Raw genomic sequence first — 16186 nt, forward strand, 5'->3', positions numbered from 1 at the left:
CCCGGATAGCGGAGATGTCACCAGAACGCCGACGGCGTGGTCTCGAAGGCCCGTGGGGCAGTTTTGTTCATCCGTCGAGACACGCATGCCGTGCGGCTATCCCGAGGTGGCCCGTCCAGGCTGCTCCGGGCTGTCAGCGTCGCGGGCGGCGCGTCGCTGCCGCTGCTCTCGGGTCCACACCAGGATCCCACTCGTGAATATGACCAAGCCCACCCCGAGTGTGAGCAGCCTCAGCCACAGAAGATCAGATCCCTGGAAGATGAGCGTCGGGGAGACGAACATGAACGTCGCGCCAACGAAGTACCAGACTGCGGTCTGCGGTGTGGTGGTGCGATGCGACATGTGAGTCCCCGTTCTCGTCTCCTTTTCTACGGTACGCCGCGGCGTCCCACATGTCCTTCCGCCTCAGGTTCCATTTCGGAGTCGTGTTGATTTCCGCCGCCGTTAGTGTGGTTGAAGACGCTCGGGCGAGGCCCTGGTGCCTGGGTTGAATCGAGGCCGACCGTGGCAATCAAGTGGGGAGTCCGCTGCCCAGCGGATCAGCGCGTCATTCCTGCTGCATTCACTTCTTTCTTGGAGCCCGTCTCATGACTTCTACTTCTAATTCGCCTCTGCCGCTGCTCGGTAAGACCGCCCTTGTGACCGGGGTGTCACGCCGCAAAGGTATTGGCTTCGCCGTGGCGCGTCGTTTTGCGGAACTCGGTGCCCACGTTTTCATTCAGCACTTCTCGTCGCATGATGTTTCCCAGCCCTGGGGTGCCGATGATCTGGACGAAGTCCGCGCCGGCATCCGTGTCGTCCAAACCGACCAGGCCAGGTTCGATGACGCCAGCATCGATCTCGCGGGGCTGGATTCCGCGGTCGAAACGATTCGAGCCGCGTGCAGCCTCACCGGACGGGTCGATATTTTGGTCTGCAACCATGCCAGGAGCGGCGGGGACGGATCCATTTTTGACATGAGCGCTGAGGCCCTCGACGGTCACTGGCAGGTGAACGCGCGCTCCACCATTCTCCTGACGCGAGAGTTCGCGAAACAGTTCGCGGGCGGGGGAGAGAACTCGCCAGTGAGCCCGGGAGAACATGCGCCATCGACGGGGCCTCGTGACGAATTCGCGACCGGTCGGGTGTTCTGGATGACATCGGGCCAGCTCCAGGGCGCCATGCCTGGCGAAGTCGCCTACGTGGCCAGTAAGGCGGCTCTCGCCGGCCTCACCCCGACTGTGGCCAGTGAGCTGCTGCGGCAGGGAATCATCTTGAACACGATCAATCCGGGCCCGGTCAATACCGGTTACTTGGACCCGGAGACAACGGATCGGCCACTCGCAGAGATCCAGGAGTCTGTGCGGAACACGCCCTTTGGGCGCTTCGGCGAGCCAACCGATCCGGCACGGCTGATCGGTTGGCTGGCAACAGACGAAGGACGGTGGATCGTCGGCCAGGTCCTCACTACCGACGGCGGATTCAGCCTCTACTCCTGAACACGCCCGGAAGAGGTTCCCGTTTGACAGCGTCACAGTCGGGCAGCGCTAATCGTTGCGCGCGGTTTCTAGCGCCATGTCCGAGTCCGAACTTGGTTGCAGTTCTGATCGAAACGGCGGGGTCCCGCGTGAGGGAGAGCCTGCTGCGTGTGCCTGTTCGGCGGGAAGTCCGGCTGGAAGACGTGCTGGATCGTCCTAGTTCGGTGGCCGTGGGCCGTAGCCCATGGCTCGGTCGGCGCCGACGTGGAAGAACCAGCATCCGGCGATAAATGCCAGTGGCCACAGCGGGATCCCGATCACGTGAAGGAGGCTATAGACGGCGATCAGGATCGCGGGGGCCACGTAGTTGTGAACGAGGTTGTATCCGTAGGCTCCGGCCCGGTTGCTGACGGCGTATCCGATGAAGGAAAGGTCGAAGACCAGGAACAACACCGGCAGCCACCACCAGCTGAATCCCCCCAGAATGAAAAGGGTCGCGGCGGACGCAGCGACCGCGGCACCCTCAACCCGGTGGATAGGGCTCACCGGACTGGATGGGGCCTTTGCCCGGTGCTCTGCCTTGGGCGCGGCGCTCCTGGTCATGACCCGGACCAGCTCGCCAAAGCGGTGACGACGCTCTGGACGAGCCTCATGAAGCTGCGTTCCAGGTCCACCGGCAACTCGAAGCCGCCGCTGGTCTCGAGGGCCACAAAACCGTGCAGCGCGGACCGGAGGAAACGGGTGGCGTCTACCGCGTCGTCGTCACGGAGGTCGTAGCCGGCGAGGACGTTGTAGACGACGTCGGCGATCGCGGAGGACACCTTCAGGTCTTCGTCGTCGCCGGGTGCCGGTGCGTGCACCGTCATCGGGTACTGCCCGGGGTGCTCGAGCGCCCAGCGGCGGTACGCGAACGACATCCTCTCGATCGCGTCGTCTCGGGAGCGTCCGATGGCCGCCTGCCCGAGGGCGTGGGCGAGGCTTGCCTTGGCTTGGATCATGATGCCGCGTCGAAGGCCGGGCATCCCGTCGACGTGCTTGTAGAGGGACGGAATACGCACATCGAGGCTTTCGGCCAGAGCAGCGAGGTTGAACCCGGCTGAGCCGCGTTCGTCGAGCATCTGAGCGGCGTGATCGACGACCATGGCCGTGTCTAGTCTGGGCCTAGGCATGGTTCTTCAGGGTGCTGAGGAACCGGATGATGGCGGCCGAGGTGCGTTCCGGTTGCTGCGACTGGGGGTAGTGCCCGGCGTCCGGGACCATCACCGCTTCACCGTGCAGCGTGCGCGCGATCCAGTCAGCTTCTGCCTTTGGGTCCTTGAAATCGGGATCCTTCTCACCCATGACGATGAGGACGGGAGCTGTGACGCGGTCCAGACTGTCACCGGCCTGGACGTGGTCGGTTCGCGTCGTCAGGCTGAAGGCCCGCGTGTAGCCGGGGCGCCTGATGCTCGCGATCACGTCCTTCTTGTACTGGCTGAAATCGGTCGGCGGCGTTCCTACATAAAGCTTAGGCAGGTACGCCTTCCACGCGGCCGCAGCCCAGGGCCGCGCCATGAGCAGGCGCAGAAACAAGCGGTTGAAGCGGGTGTTGGATGCCGGCTCACGGACGAAGGGCCCCACCAGGACCAGGCCGTTGACAAGCTCCGGGCGATCGGCCGCGGCGATCACCGCCGCTCCTGCCCCCATGGAGTTCCCGACGACGACCGCCGGTTTCCCCAGGTCGTCAAGAAGCGCCACAAGGTCACTCGCAGTAACGGCATCCCCATAGCTGGAGAACACGCTGCTACTGTCCCCATGGCCGCGAAGGTCGGTGGTCGCAACCGTGTAGCCGGCGGCAACGAGAGCAGAAGTCAGAAACCGGTAGGTGGATCGAAGGTCGCCCATGCCTGGTACGAGAAGCACGAGCGGACCGGCGCCCTGGATGTCGTATGCGATTCGGCCTTCCGGCTGGGCAAGGAATCGCGTCACTGGTGGCGGTGTTGCGTGTTGAGTATTCATGCGGCTAATCTAATTAGCCGCAGGGCTAATGTCAATAGTTCTTTCTTGAAGCGGTTTGGGCCCTGGCCTGGACGTCATCGCCAGGAACGCTTGCGAACACACCGGCATCGGAACAACTCCCATCAGCCGAATGTCACCAACGTCATGACTCAGTACAACTAGGCGCCACCGAATCTTTCGGGCAAGCATCCCGCACTGGGTTCCTCTACCGGCCGCTCCCCAGGCCGTAGCTACCTCTCCCCCGGGCCTCGTCAGCAATGGGATCGACCCGTCACCGTCTGAGCTTCGCCAGGACATGCACCGTCACACGAGTCGAACGACACCGCACTCCGGGCAGCACCAGAACGGGCCTTCATCGGTGCCCTCGATCACCATGCGGACCAAGCATCGTTCACAGTTCGGCACACCCAGGTCGTCGTCCATGCCGGTCACACTACGCGCACATCACCCACCAGCAGCTGAGCCGCCGCCACCCCAGCACCTGACCCCGCGGGGGTGGTCACACTGTCGAGTTCAGATGGGTCCACTGACACCAGCATGAGCAGATTAGTGACATCGAGATGAGCATTCTCAATTTGTGCAGACGACTTCGAAAAATGACAGCCGTTGCATGACCCTATTTCGTTTTTCCGTTATCGTATTGCGTGTTTCGTTTTCGTATTGCGTTAGTAGTGATACGATATTGGCATGAGCATCCCCGAGATCACTGATGTGCGCACCTGCGGTTTCCCCGGCTGCGACGAGCCTGTGGACGCCACGCCCGGCGTTGGCCGCCCCGCCGGCTACTGCACTAACCCGGCCCACAACCGGGCCGCTGCGTGGCGTGCTCGTCGCGCCGAGGCTGGCCGGGTTGAGCGAACTGTCGAGGATGACAAGCTGCCCGTCGATGCCGCACGCCAGCGGGCAAGCGTCCTGCGGTCCCAGGTCGCCGGCATGGTCGAGCACCTGCAGCAGCAGCTCGTCGTCCTCGTCGACGAGCTCCGCACGGTCGCGGACCCCGATGCAGCCGAAGCGCAGATTGAGGCCGTCACCGCTGACGCGGCCGAGCAGGTCGCGTCAGCAGCTGCGCGAGCCCACCGCGCCGAGACCGCTACCCGCAAGGCCGAGGCCGAACGTGCTGAGGCCGACGCGGCAGCCGAGGAGTCCACCGCCCTGGTCGACGAGCTCCGCATCGACCTGGCCGCGCTCGAGCAACGTGCGTCTGGCCTGGAAGGTGCCCTCACCCTGGCAGGTGAGGACAACGTACGCGCGACCGCAGAGATCGCCGACCTCGCGGCACAGGTCGCCGCTCTGAGAGCGGAGAACACGGCCATGGCCGCGCAGCTCTCCGAGGCCCGGAATCTCGTCACATCGGCAACAGGAGCCAAGGACGAGGCACTAGTGGCCGCGCGCGAAGCGATCGCGAAGGCCGACGCAGCCGTGGCGCGAGCCGAGCGGGCCGAGGCGGACGCAGCGAGTACCCGCGACCGGCTCGACCAGGTTCGTGAGGAGCGCGAGAGCGCCCGGGAGGAAGCGCTCGTGCTCACGGGTCGCCTGGCGACGGTCACGAGCGAACGCGACAACGCTGCGGCCGAGGTTGTGCGGGACCGTTCTTACGCCGAGCAGCGCGTCACCGATGTGAGGGACTCCCTTGAGCAGCAACTCACCCGGCTGCGCGCAGACCTTGATGAGTCGCGCACGAGCGAACGCGAAGAGCGCACCCGCGCTGACCGCGCCGAAGCCCAGGCGTCGCGCCCCACAGGGAAGTAGCGCGCCGCGCACTCCCCCGCGCAGCTCCTCGCCCTTGCGAAGGGTCTATCTGGTGAGCGCTGACGCCAGTACCGCTACCAACACCACAGCGCCGAACGCTATCGGCGGGCTAGCGATGGTGAACCTCTCACGTGGTGGTTGCCCGCAACCGTCCCGCTGGGTGTTGGCAGTCTGGGCAGAGATAACGCCCCCGACCGGGAGAGAGAAAACGGTCGGGGGCGTTGCTTGTGGGCTCGTGGCCCGGTGAAGCCGGGTCAATCGAGAAAGTGACTGTTCAGTTTTCGGCAGCTTGGCCGTCCTGGTCACGCGACTACGGCCTGGCTGTTGCCAGCCGACGTGGCTACTCCTGGTCGGGCTTGCTGTTGCGGCGGATCTGCGCCACGGCGCGGCTGAGGTCGGCGCCGATGTAGTCGGCATCGATGACGCGGCCAAAGGTTTTGGCCCCTTCGGGACCCCAGCTATTGGTGTGCTCTCGTCCGACGACGATCACGGCGTCCCCCTTGTGGAGTGTGGCTGCTGCGTTCTCGCCCAGCTCGAACTTGGCTTCAACGAAATGTGTCGTTGGGTCGACGTGCTCGAGGTACCGTCCTGCGCGGTACTCCCCCGTGTTCTCGATGACTCGGAATTTCGTGATGCTGATACTGCCGGCCTTCACTACTTCGACGTCAGCGGCAAGGTTCCCGGTAATCGTGCGCTGTGTTGACATGGTTTCTGATCCTTCGGTTGATCGTGCTGTTGTCCGCGGTGCGAGCTAGCTGGCTAGTGCGGTGATGAGTTCGGGCTGGAATCCTGACCAGCTGGTGGATTCCGTCTCGACGACTGGTGCCTGTAGGTGTCCGAGGGCCTTGATGTGCTCGACCGCGGCGTCGTCCTGGGACAGGTCGACGACCGTGTAACTGACGCCGACCTGGTCAAGCTTCATCTTCGTCATCCGGCATGGCTGGCACTCTGGCAACGTATAGACGACCACTGACCCGCTCATTTCTCCGACCCTCCCCCACCAACAGTTTTTTGTGCCTGTCTGGCAAAGGGAATCGATTGAGAGCGGGAGTGCCGAAGTGCAGGGTCGTGGAATACCGGAGCGAGCGAGGATATGCCGCGAAAGCCTGGAACGGGAGGCGCGGAGCGAACTACGGTGAACGGCCAGACAGGTGCAGGCATCGAGGGATCTGCAGCGCCGCGCAGCGGCTCAATTGCTGACCGGCCTCTGTGCCGGCCAGCTTCGGTATGCGTTCCCCCTCGCATGAATACGCGTTTACTTATTTACTTATTTACTTAGTTGCTTGGTGACTGCCTGGCGGACGGTCGCCTGCAGTTCCGTGTTGGCGTTCAGTTCTGAGATGAGCGCTCGAATCACTTCAACGTGGGGGACCTTGGCTCGACCCAAGTCCTCCGCCATTTCTGCGCAGTAGGCCAGAAGTGCCCGGTAGCTCTGTGGGGCCAGATCGGTCGTGACCCGTACTGGCTTGGCGCGTGGCGCCGAGCGCTGGGGGGCGCGGGCAGTCGGAGTCTCTGCCGCGTTGTCGGGTCCATCCTGCTCTGCAAGGGTCGGCGGCGTCGCTGTGCGCCTTTTCGAGAGAGCCGTGGCCCGTGCCTTCATGTCTTCTGCTTTGCTCACTGGTTCACTCCAAGCGCGTCGATTTCGCGTGCTGCATCGGCGTACTTGCCGAGGTCGGTAACGGGGGCAGCGAATGCCTGTGCGATGGGCTCTCTTCGCGGGATGGTCGTCGTGAGGACTTTCCGGCCGCTGTCGGTGATGAGGTCGCGGAACATGGGAGTCGAATTGGCGTTGGTGATGGTGCGGTTCAGTAACACGGCTACCACCGGCGGCGTGTCTCGAAGCACTTCCATCTCGTCAATTGCCGCCCACACGTCGGGCAGACGCTCGAATTCGAGCATGGTGGGTGCCATTGTCACGATGATTGTGTCGGCTGCGCGGAGTGCGGAGTACACGATGCCGGCTTGCTCGTCCAACGGGGGCGTGTCGATGATCACAATGTCAATCGTCGGCGGGACGATGCCTGCGAGGCGGGTGTGCAGGTTCTTGACGGGCATGGAGATGGTTGGGATCTCCCACTCCCCCTGCTCACTCCAACGCAGAGATGATCCCTGCGGGTCGGCATCGATAATCAGGACGCTCTTGCCTTGTGCTGCGAAGGCATGCGCAAGATATGCGGTGCTGGTCGTCTTGGCCGACCCGCCTTTGAGATTGGTCACGGTGATTACTTTCATATTCCTATCCTAACGTAAATACGCGTTTCAGTGTTTACTGAAACACGACGTTACGCGTAAACGTATTCGCGTGAATACGTGTTTACTGAATTCAGTGTTTGCGCGTATAAGTATTTCAGCAATAGAGGAGTGTTAGGGGGTCGCCCCTCACCGGCCGGCCAGCCAGGGGCCAGCCGGCTTGGCCGCACAGCTGGCTAGTCGACCTCGACAAGGCACTGGGGCAGTTCTTGGCCATTGACACGGCGCGGAAAAGTCCTCCATACGGTGTGCGAGCTCTGGTGGTCGGCGCAAGCGGAGAATCGCTCGGTCAAGGTGAGTTCCTTCATCGCGCGGGGGAGGGTTGGCCTGGGCCGCCCCTCCCGGTCGTTAGTCGTTTGCGCGGGTGAGGGTGTCGACGAAGGTCACGTAGTCGGTGCCCTCGATGGTCGTGGTGTGGGTGAGCAGGTATCCGATCTGCGCGTGACTTTTCAGGTCCTCTGCGCGGTTGGCGAGCTGGCGGCTGCGGGCCCAGGTTTCGCTGTCGTCTTTGGTGACTCGCGTCTCGATTGTCTGGATGCTCATGGTGGTCATTTCTCTCTCCTGCTTCGCCCAACATTTTTTGCCCTTGGTGGCAAGAGAATCGATTGAGAGCGGGAGTGCCGGAGTGCACGCAATCTCGTGCGAAATAAGGGAGCCTGCGACCGCGTGCGGGATTGTGGGACCGCAGGCACGGAGCGAACTACGATGATTGGCCACCAAGGGGAAGAAAATCCGAAGGTACTGGCCGGCGTTAGCCGGCTCCGTTGTTCCGGCCTCCGTGCCGGATCCTGCTGGGGGAGTGTGAGGGGGTGGCCCCTCACCGGCTGGCCCGGAGGCCAGCCGGCTGTGTCGGCTAGATGTTGCGGAGCATGCTGACAACGGTCGGGAACGGGGACAGGGTTTCAACGAGCTTGTCGACAGTCCCGGCGTCGGGCTTCTGCGCCAGAGACTCTTGGATCCGGGCGAGCTGTGCGTCGGTGAGGCCGACGGTTTCGCCGTCCCCGGTGACGCTGACGGCGATGGCGGTGCCGAAAATAACGGTGGGGCGACCGAGTCGGTGGGCGAGCACGGTCGCGGGCAGGTTCAGGGTTGACCCGTTGATGAGTCCTTCATCGTCAACGAAGAGGTCGATCTCGTCCTCCAGGCCGACGACGTCGAACATCCGGCATCCGATGGCGGCGCTGATATCCGTCCCGATGCTGTTCTCGTTCAGGTCGTGGGTGGTGATGGTTTCGGTCGGGTTGATCTTGACGCTGCGGATGGTGGTGGTCATGGGGTTCTCTCTCCTCAGTCGGTGAGTTGCACGGGGTCCCGCGCTCTCGGGGGCAGTGGTTGTGTGCTCGTCCACCGTTTTTCTGCCCTTGGTGGCAAGAGAATCGATTGAGAGCGGAGTGCCGGAGTGCACGCAATCTCGTGCGAAATAAGGGAGCCTGCGACCGCGTGCGAGGTTGTGGGAACGCAGGCACGGAAGCGAACTACGATGATTGGCCACCAAGGGAAGAAAAGTCTTGAATCAAGCAGGCCGGCGTAGCCGGCTCCGTGTGGGTTCGGCCTCCGGGCCGGATTCACCTGGTGGGGGAGTGTGAGGGGGCGCCGTCCCCCTCGCGGCGGTCCCCGGAGGGCGGGCCCCACGGTTATGGCCTGGCGGTTGAGCTGGCTGTCACGTCCTCGAGGTCGCCTTCCCAGAAATGGTCGAGCCCGGCGTTGATCATGGTGCGGATGACGGCGTTAGTGTCGATGCCCCGTGCGGCCCGGTCTGGGAACGACAGGGTGATGGTGATGCTGTGAGCTGGTGGCGCTTCGTCGACGTCGGTGCGGTGCTCGTCGGTGGCGTATTGGTACGTCCACTCGATCGCAATGGCACCGGTGGGGCCGTTGCTTCCGGGGGCGATTGTGGCGCTATGCGCGTCTTGGACGGGGTGGGGTGCCCTCGTGCAGTGCCACTGGATTCCGGCGACATCGAAGGTCGTGGTTCCGCACTCGGCCCCGGTGGGACTGAGGTCGGCCGCGGGTGCGTTCGGATCGAGCTGGTGCGGGGCGAATGTGTCGGGTCGCTGGTAGGTGATGATCATGGCTGTTCTCCTTGGTCGCGGGTGGAATGGTTCTCGAGCACGGGTGCTGCCGTGGCCTGGCTTCACCTGGTGGGGGAGTGTGAGGGGGTAACCCCCCTCACGGCCGGCCCTGGGTGGGCCGGCCTGAGGGGCGGCGTTTATTCGGGCCGCTGGTGCTGCTGGATCTCCGCGTAGGGGGCGGTGTCGGTCCAGCTGTAGCCGGTGGTGACGCTGACGGTTTTGGGGTTGGCTCGGACGACTTCGCGCCACTGGCCGCGGATCTTCACCCGGTCGCCCTTCTTGACGGTGCTGCGGTCGTAACTGGTGGCCGTTCCGCTGTCGATCTGGGCGGCGCGCACGGCTTCCCAGTACGCGATCTGGTCGCGCTTTTCGGCGAGGTTCGGTGCGAGGTGGTCTGCTCGGGCCTGCTTCTGGGCGTCGGTGGCGTCGATGTAGCCGTGTGCGTCGTCGTAGCGCGGGGCGATGATGCGTCGTTCTAACTTTCGGAGCTCGGCCCCCAGAGTGTCGATGCGGTTGGCCACGGTGACGGGCCGGTAGCGGGCGTCGGTGGTGTGGGTGGCGGCGTCGGCTCGCGCTTGGGCGTGGGTAGCGTCGGCGCTGGCTTCGACTGATTTACGCATGGCGTTATCTGCTTTGGTGATCGCGTTGCGGTGGCGGCCTTCGGAGTGGTGGCCAACCTTGATCGGTTCTCCTCCTTCGGGCAGGCGGTCAAGCGCGCTCCGGGCGCGGGTCCACGCGTCGTCGCTTGCCGTGGCCTTGCGGTCGGCTTTGGCCGCCAGGGCGTCGACCCGGTCGGCCTGACGCTCGATCTTTCCGGCCTCGACCTCGGCGGTCGTGCGGTGCTCGTGGTCGATGTCGGTTTCGACCTCGAATCCGGCCGCTTCCAAGGCCTCCTGGGTGCGGGTGATGGTGTGGAGCTTGGGGAGGCGGTCGCGGGACTGGGGGACGAACCAGGCGCTGATGCTGCGCCCCCAACGCCAACCAACGGTCTTGAGGACTTCGGCGGTTCCGTCATTTTTGCTGGTGCCGTCGATCATGGTTCCGGCTGCGTGGCTGTGGGTGATGGTGAGCATGATTTTTTTCCCTCGATTAGGCGAAGCTGTCGGCGTAGCGGGTCGCGGTGCAGGTTTCTCCGGGCTGGGTATCTACGGCACCTTCCGAACGGCACCCGCTGCAGGCACACCCGTCCGCGTAGCGCTCCCTCGGGTAGGTGTTCTCGTACCGGTAGTCCGACTCAGCCATGGCTTCTCTTTCCTCGTGAACAACTGTTTTTTTGGCCTGTCTGGCAAGAGAAATCGATAGCGACCGGGAGTGCCGAAGTGCCCGCAGTGACGGGCGAAATAAGCCCGCAGGGCGCGTCCGGCACTGCGGGTGACGCAGGCACGGAGGGAGCTACGATGATTGGCCAGATAGGACAAAAATGCTCAACAAACAGCGCCGCACAGCGGCTCAATATCGCTTCTGACGGCTTAGCCGTCGTGCTTTCAGAGTGATATCACTCTGATATCTCCTTGCCGCGTAGCGGCTCCCCTGGGGGAATGGGTACGGCGGCTGCGCCGCTGTTCCGTCACGGCCCGAAGGAACGTGTGCCTGCTTGTTTCAGGCTCCGGCTTCCATGCCGGGGTCTGGGGCCTGGGGACAGGGGACAGGAAAGACCCGGCGTGACAGTGGGGGACTGTCACGCCGGGTCTTGAGGCGAGGTTAGTCCTGTGTGACCGTGGCGGCGTTGGCCTCGGCTGCCTTGGTAGCTGCTTTCTCAGCGACTGTGTCAATCACGATCTGCTCGACCTCGCTGAGGTTGTACCCCCATGCGGCCAACTGCCCGAAGTAGAGGGCGCTGTGGGCGTCCGGGTAGCGCCACGTTCCCTTGCTGGTGCTGTCTTCGATGCCTGCCAGCACGATGGCGAGCGTGACGTGCTGCGCCTTGGTGGGGGAGTGATCCACCAGTGCGGAGAGCTTGTCAGCGGACCAGTAGTTGGCCCGCTCCAATCCGAGAAGGGTGTGGGCGAGGACGTTGCCATTCTGGATGGCCTTGCCGACAACTCCGTGGTGCACGGTCAGGCCCACTGCGATGGCCTTGGCAGTGTCCTTGGGGAGGGTCTTGCGGCTCAGGAACTCGGCCAGCCATTCTCGGCGCACGACCTCGGCGCTGGCCCACTGCTTGTTATTGGCGATGAGGGTTTTGCGTTCGGCCTTCTCGTCGTCGGTCATGGGGCCACTGGTGGCTCCGCTTCCGCTGGACTTGCGGAATCCTGCGGCCTTGGGGTCTTTCAGGTAGTAGCGCACGAAGGCTGTGTCGCTGCTGGCGTATGCGTACACGTACGCGGCCCGGCCCGGAGCATCGGTGAGGTGCTGCACGGTGACCTGTTCGTCATCTGCGGTGCTCAGGTAGCTGATGCTGACGTAGTCGGTTTCGTAGGATCCACGGTCTCGGTCGAGAATTTCGTAGCCGCGCTCGATCAGGTCGGCGGTCGCGGTGGCCTTGATCGCTTTGATGCGGGCCTCGTCGCGGGCGCGCTGGGCTGCGTGGGCGAACTTCTCCGGGGTGGTGGTTGCTATGTCGATGAGCACGGACACGGTTTCATCGTCACCCTCGAACTCGATCAGTGTGGCCGCCTGGTCGAGGGTGAGGGAGTGGCTGACGATGGCGGATGCTGCGACGGCGTTCTCTGCGACAGCGATTCCGGCCTTGACTGTGGCGGGCTTGCTGCCGAGGCGCTTGGCGATCACAGCGGGCGTCAGACCCTCGAAAGCGAGTTGCTGGAACGCGGCCACCCGGTCGGCATCGGTGACGGCCTCGCGGTGATCGTTCTCGGCCATCTGCTGCACGATTCGCTCGACGGTCGTCTCGTCAGATTCAACGATGTACGCCGGAATTGTCACCAGTCCGGCTTCACGGGCGGCGAGCGTGCGGCGCTGACCGGCCCGCACGATGACGTTGCCCTTGTCGTCGCGGCGGGCGAGGATCGGCGTCAGGACCCCGTTTACCTTGATGCTGGCCACGAACTCCCGCCCCAGCGCAGCCTCCGTGCGCACGTTCGCTTCCACGACGATAAGGTTGGGGTCGATGTGCTCGATGGTGCCTACGGTGGCGATGCTGTTAGTCATTGAGTTCTCTCTCCATCAACTGATTTTTTTGCCTGTCTGGCAAGAGAAATCGATAGAGAGCGGGAGTGCCGAAGTGCAGGGTCGTGGAATACCGCAGCGCAGCGAGGATATGCCGCGAAAGCCCGCAACGCAGGCACAGAGCGAACTACGGTGAAACGGCCAGACAGATAAAAAAAGCAAGAAGGCGACCGCGCAGCGGTTCCCAGGCCCGCAGGGCTTTCGCCGGAGGCGGCAGTCTTCCGTTTAACAGCCATCCCCCCAGAACGGGTCGAATGACTGCATCCAACGCTTTGGCGACGTTTTGCCTCTTGACCGGGACATACGATGAAGCCGTGACTTCGACTACAACTCAACCTGCATCAATGGCAGCAAAGATCAATTCGTTTCTTACGGATTACGGCGTGCCAATTCGGGTGGTCCTGGGTTTTCTTGCAGCTCTTGGAGCCCTCGCGGCCCTGTTGGATTCGACCTTTTCAGAGATTGCATTCCAGACATTCAATGGGTGGCCCGTTCAAAACTTGCGAGATTTCAGTGTCCTGATGGTTTCGTACGCTCTTCTCTGCATCGTGAAGCAGCCTCACAAGCCGTTCTTTTTCGATGCCCTCGCCTTCGTGGTCTCGTTCATTCTGTGGGTGGCGGCCCTTGTGTATTCGATCTTTCAAGGGGCTTCCAGCGCTAGCGATTTGATCTCACTCCTCGCTGTCTTCTCTGTCATCGCGTTCGCCATCCTGGGGCCGATCTGGAAGGGCGATACGCATTTCATTTGGCACAAGGCCCCACCCGTTGTGTGAGACTCTTCCAATCCGTCGATTCAAGCTGCGCTTGAATACCAAAGGGATCCAGGGGCCAGCATTCCGCTGACAGCCCAGTACCGAGCCTCTCGGTGATCGCCCCTGCCGTCTCGGGCCCGTGGGTAACGAGGCCAGCTGCGTTCGCCTGATTTCGTATTGGTGAATTCGAGAGTTCGGCTTGTGACGTGCGGTCGGCGCGTGCGGTCGCGGGGGGCTGTAGTCATGTTGTCGAGCTCGGCGTGCCACCATGCCCAGACTTCGCGTTCAGCGCGGTAGCGTTCGCCGCGATTGACCAGGGTGCCAGCCACTCCCAGGATGCGTGCCGCGCGGTCCCGGAGATCTCGTTTCGACCTGGCCCATCCCTCGGGGTGTTTGATGATGAGCTTGTGGCGGCGTAGCCGGCTGAGGATGGTGGCGGTGTGCCTGGTCGAGACCCCCAGCAAGCGAGCGGCCGTTTCGACAGTGAGTGCCGGCATCTGGCGGAGGAGTGAGTAGACCTTCCCTGCCAGGTGCCCAAGCCCCGCACGGGTGAACAAGTCGTGTCGCTGGTCGGTGAGCTGGTTCTCGAGAGTGGCAACCAACGCAGCTCTCAGGTTAAAGATCTCAGAGGGGGGGCGGGGGTTATCTAAGTGTTGTGGCCGGACTGTACTGGAGGTTGTGGAAAACTCTCGGGTTAGGCGCCATTCGGCGGCGTTGCCGTCGTCGCTGGCTGTCACTCGTGCGATGAAACCCTCTGCTGCGAGGGCTCTGAGCGCGTCTGCGGCCGTGGTTCGGCCGAGCGCACACATGAGGGCTAGGTCGCGGGTGGAAGCTGCTACGACCCGTTTGCCGGTCTGGAGGGTCAGGTAGGCCAGGGCAAGCAAGATCGTGCGCTGCGAGATCGCTTTTTCGGTGCGCCCCCATCGGCCAGGAGAAACTGTCAGGCGACTCAGGAGCAGGTCGACGTCGGTGACGATGGCGTTCAGCTCCGTGAAGTCGCGGGACTCGCGAGCGGCCGGGAGCGGGCGTTGCACGGCCGCGTACTGCTGAGCTATGTCCCACTGCCGTTCCAGCCGGTCGCGCGCTTCGGCCGTGCTGCGCTTGCGACGGCCGCCACGACCGGTGTTCTTAGTCCGGTAGTGCTCCATGCCCGGCGCACTCTTCGCGGCGTGCTCGACGTCGAGCAGAGTCCAGCCGGCGTTGGCAGCGGACAGCAGGCATGCGAAGCCGGTCCAGCTGGGGTTGCTGCCGCCGTTGATCGTGGCCATGTGAGCGGTGCCCGCATGGCTGAGGGTGCGGTGTGCCTGGTGGCGGTCATTGATCGGCCCTGACGGGGCACTGTCGGCGACGCGGAGCGCCGGCTTGGACTGGTCTAGGACCGCGGCGAGGTTGGCGAGGTCGTCGACGGTCGTCGACGGGGCAGCGAGGTCGTCGAGGTTGCCCCAGAGCACAGTCGAGCTACTGCCGTCCCTGTGGGGCGAGAGGGGCGGCCGTGCGGAGCCGGTACGGCTGTTGTGCAGCATTCCGTGATCAAGGGTGGCGAAGTTGGCGCGTGCCGCGCGCGCCATAACGGCGACCTGCTCGGCTGATGCGCCGTCGCAGAGAGCGAGCCAGATGTGTCGGCCCCCGGTGCCTGAAGACTGACAGACGACGTGAACGATGGCGAGGGAGTCGAGGGTACGGGAGAGGGAGTCGCACTCGTCGTGCGCGCGTTCCATGAGAGCGGCGTCGACGCCGTGCTTGTCTTTGCCGTCGAAGTCGAAGCAGAGTGCCCGGAAGACTCCGGCGTCGTCGGCCAGGTTCATCGCCCACGGCGTCGTGGGGGAGTGCGGGCCAACGCGGTGCGCGCTGGGGTAGCTGTTCTCGTCCACGCGGCCGTAGGCGTCTCGTTTCATCACGCGAACCTGGTCGCGGGGGCTGATTCGTCGCGTCAAATCCCACGCTGTCCACCTTTTGGACGACACGCCGGAAGCGTTCTGGCTCGGTTTACCATCGCAAACGTAGCTATGACGTACTATGAGGCCATCACCTTCCTTCAGTTGGTGGCACGGCGAAGGCCCGGTACAACCGGATCTTCACTGGATTAGCTCGAACCTCGCGCCGGGAAGCAGAGAGGGTTTGAGCTACGAAACTTGAAGTGGTCCGTCGCGTAAGCGGCGGGCTTCTTTCGTTTAAGGGGCTGAGATGGGCCGCTCCTCTGATTCGAATAGCTCACGGTCGATGGCGGTAGGAACACCATCGGGATCGAGGGGCAGGGCGAGCAAGATCGCTTCGATTGCTCGGGCCTGAGAGATGCCGAGGGTATCGGCGGTGTCTATCACGATGGCCTTGGCCTCGGGGGAGACGCGACCGTAGACGATGGGGCTCTGTTGGACACTTCCCCGTGCACGTCTGATTCGCTCTGCCATGCGATTAACGCTAGCGCTTACGTTGCGTTGTGTCGCGCTAGGTGACAGGGCGTGTCGCACGGTTTTTGGGCCGGGCATCAGGTCTTCCCGGTTGTTGTCTTCGATTGTGGGCCTGGCGCTGGCGGGGGTGAGATTCATTCGGAGTAGTCCCTCGAACATGTTTCGTCGCACAGGGTCTGACCGAAGAAGGCGTAGAAGGTTTCGGGGTCGATCCAGCCGGGGGCGAGCGGGTCGTTTGCGAGTCCCGCAATCTCCGCGTTTGTGGTTCCTGTGGCGTTCCGGAATTTGTCAAGGTGGATGAGGCCAGCGTGAGTTTAGGCGGCTAGTTTCGGTTCGCTTTCTTGTGCTTCGGTGGGCTTGTTGATCCAGGCCGC

At 63.4% G+C, this 16186-nt stretch carries 16 protein-coding genes; 3 read left to right on the forward strand and 13 right to left on the reverse strand.

What is annotated here, in order from left to right:
* Positions 1 to 96: 96 nt before the first annotated feature.
* On the reverse strand, positions 97 to 342 hold the full coding sequence (locus IWX89_RS16145; RefSeq protein WP_196904565.1) for a hypothetical protein: 246 nt from the start codon (positions 340 to 342) through the stop codon (positions 97 to 99).
* A gap of 245 nt (positions 343 to 587) precedes the next feature.
* Between IWX89_RS16145 and IWX89_RS16150 the strand changes: the two genes are divergently transcribed.
* Entirely contained in the window at positions 588 to 1478 is an 891-nt protein-coding gene (locus IWX89_RS16150) for an SDR family oxidoreductase (protein ID WP_196904566.1), read from the forward strand.
* Positions 1479 to 1673: 195 nt separating this feature from the next.
* On the opposite strand, the gene IWX89_RS16155 is transcribed toward IWX89_RS16150, so the two are convergent.
* From IWX89_RS16155 to IWX89_RS16165, 3 genes are read right to left on the reverse strand one after another with little or no spacing between them, the layout of a single operon-like run.
* Complete coding sequence (locus IWX89_RS16155) at positions 1674 to 2003, reverse strand: DUF4260 family protein (protein ID WP_196904567.1); 330 nt, start codon at positions 2001 to 2003, stop codon at positions 1674 to 1676.
* A 53-nt stretch (positions 2004 to 2056) separates the two neighbouring features.
* Entirely contained in the window at positions 2057 to 2599 is a 543-nt protein-coding gene (locus tag IWX89_RS16160; RefSeq protein WP_196904568.1) for a TetR/AcrR family transcriptional regulator, read from the reverse strand.
* Positions 2600 to 2618: 19 nt separating this feature from the next.
* On the reverse strand, positions 2619 to 3455 hold the full coding sequence (locus IWX89_RS16165; RefSeq protein ID WP_231383404.1) for an alpha/beta fold hydrolase: 837 nt from the start codon (positions 3453 to 3455) through the stop codon (positions 2619 to 2621).
* A gap of 687 nt (positions 3456 to 4142) precedes the next feature.
* Between IWX89_RS16165 and IWX89_RS16170 the strand changes: the two genes are divergently transcribed.
* Positions 4143 to 5204 carry a hypothetical protein gene (locus IWX89_RS16170; RefSeq protein ID WP_196904569.1) on the forward strand — a complete coding sequence of 354 codons (1062 nt, stop codon included), beginning with the start codon at positions 4143 to 4145 and terminating at the stop codon, positions 5202 to 5204.
* Between the two features lie 340 nt (positions 5205 to 5544).
* Here IWX89_RS16170 and IWX89_RS16175 read toward each other — a convergent pair whose 3' ends face one another.
* The 8 genes from IWX89_RS16175 to IWX89_RS16210 all read right to left on the reverse strand — a co-directional run bounded on the left by IWX89_RS16175 (position 5545) and on the right by IWX89_RS16210 (position 12634).
* The gene (locus IWX89_RS16175; protein WP_196904570.1) at positions 5545 to 5910 is read right to left on the reverse strand and encodes a single-stranded DNA-binding protein; all 366 of its coding nucleotides are present in this window, start codon (positions 5908 to 5910) and stop codon (positions 5545 to 5547) included.
* A gap of 45 nt (positions 5911 to 5955) precedes the next feature.
* On the reverse strand, positions 5956 to 6186 hold the full coding sequence (locus IWX89_RS16180; protein WP_196904571.1) for a glutaredoxin family protein: 231 nt from the start codon (positions 6184 to 6186) through the stop codon (positions 5956 to 5958).
* 632 nt (positions 6187 to 6818) lie between these two features.
* The gene (locus IWX89_RS16185; protein ID WP_196904572.1) at positions 6819 to 7436 is read right to left on the reverse strand and encodes a ParA family protein; all 618 of its coding nucleotides are present in this window, start codon (positions 7434 to 7436) and stop codon (positions 6819 to 6821) included.
* Positions 7437 to 7802: 366 nt separating this feature from the next.
* Entirely contained in the window at positions 7803 to 8006 is a 204-nt protein-coding gene (locus IWX89_RS16190) for a hypothetical protein (protein WP_196904573.1), read from the reverse strand.
* 301 nt (positions 8007 to 8307) lie between these two features.
* Positions 8308 to 8727, reverse strand: a complete 420-nt coding sequence (locus IWX89_RS16195) for a DUF3846 domain-containing protein (protein WP_196904574.1) — start codon at positions 8725 to 8727, stop codon at positions 8308 to 8310.
* A 361-nt stretch (positions 8728 to 9088) separates the two neighbouring features.
* Positions 9089 to 9526 carry a hypothetical protein gene (locus IWX89_RS16200; RefSeq protein ID WP_196904575.1) on the reverse strand — a complete coding sequence of 146 codons (438 nt, stop codon included), beginning with the start codon at positions 9524 to 9526 and terminating at the stop codon, positions 9089 to 9091.
* A gap of 137 nt (positions 9527 to 9663) precedes the next feature.
* Positions 9664 to 10599, reverse strand: a complete 936-nt coding sequence (locus tag IWX89_RS16205) for a DUF3560 domain-containing protein (RefSeq protein ID WP_196904576.1) — start codon at positions 10597 to 10599, stop codon at positions 9664 to 9666.
* 628 nt (positions 10600 to 11227) lie between these two features.
* A complete protein-coding gene (locus IWX89_RS16210; RefSeq protein ID WP_196904577.1) occupies positions 11228 to 12634 on the reverse strand; it encodes a ParB N-terminal domain-containing protein in 1407 nt (468 codons plus the stop codon).
* 362 nt (positions 12635 to 12996) lie between these two features.
* Between IWX89_RS16210 and IWX89_RS16215 the strand changes: the two genes are divergently transcribed.
* Entirely contained in the window at positions 12997 to 13425 is a 429-nt protein-coding gene (locus tag IWX89_RS16215) for a hypothetical protein (RefSeq protein ID WP_196904578.1), read from the forward strand.
* Positions 13426 to 13445: 20 nt separating this feature from the next.
* On the opposite strand, the gene IWX89_RS16220 is transcribed toward IWX89_RS16215, so the two are convergent.
* Positions 13446 to 15209, reverse strand: coding sequence for a hypothetical protein (locus tag IWX89_RS16220; RefSeq protein ID WP_196904579.1), 1764 nt, complete (start codon positions 15207 to 15209; stop codon positions 13446 to 13448).
* Positions 15210 to 16186 lie beyond the last annotated feature (977 nt).

Origin of the sequence: Cryobacterium sp. MP_M3, from assembly GCF_015752155.1 — a bacterium.
Lineage (GTDB): Bacteria > Actinomycetota > Actinomycetes > Actinomycetales > Microbacteriaceae > Cryobacterium.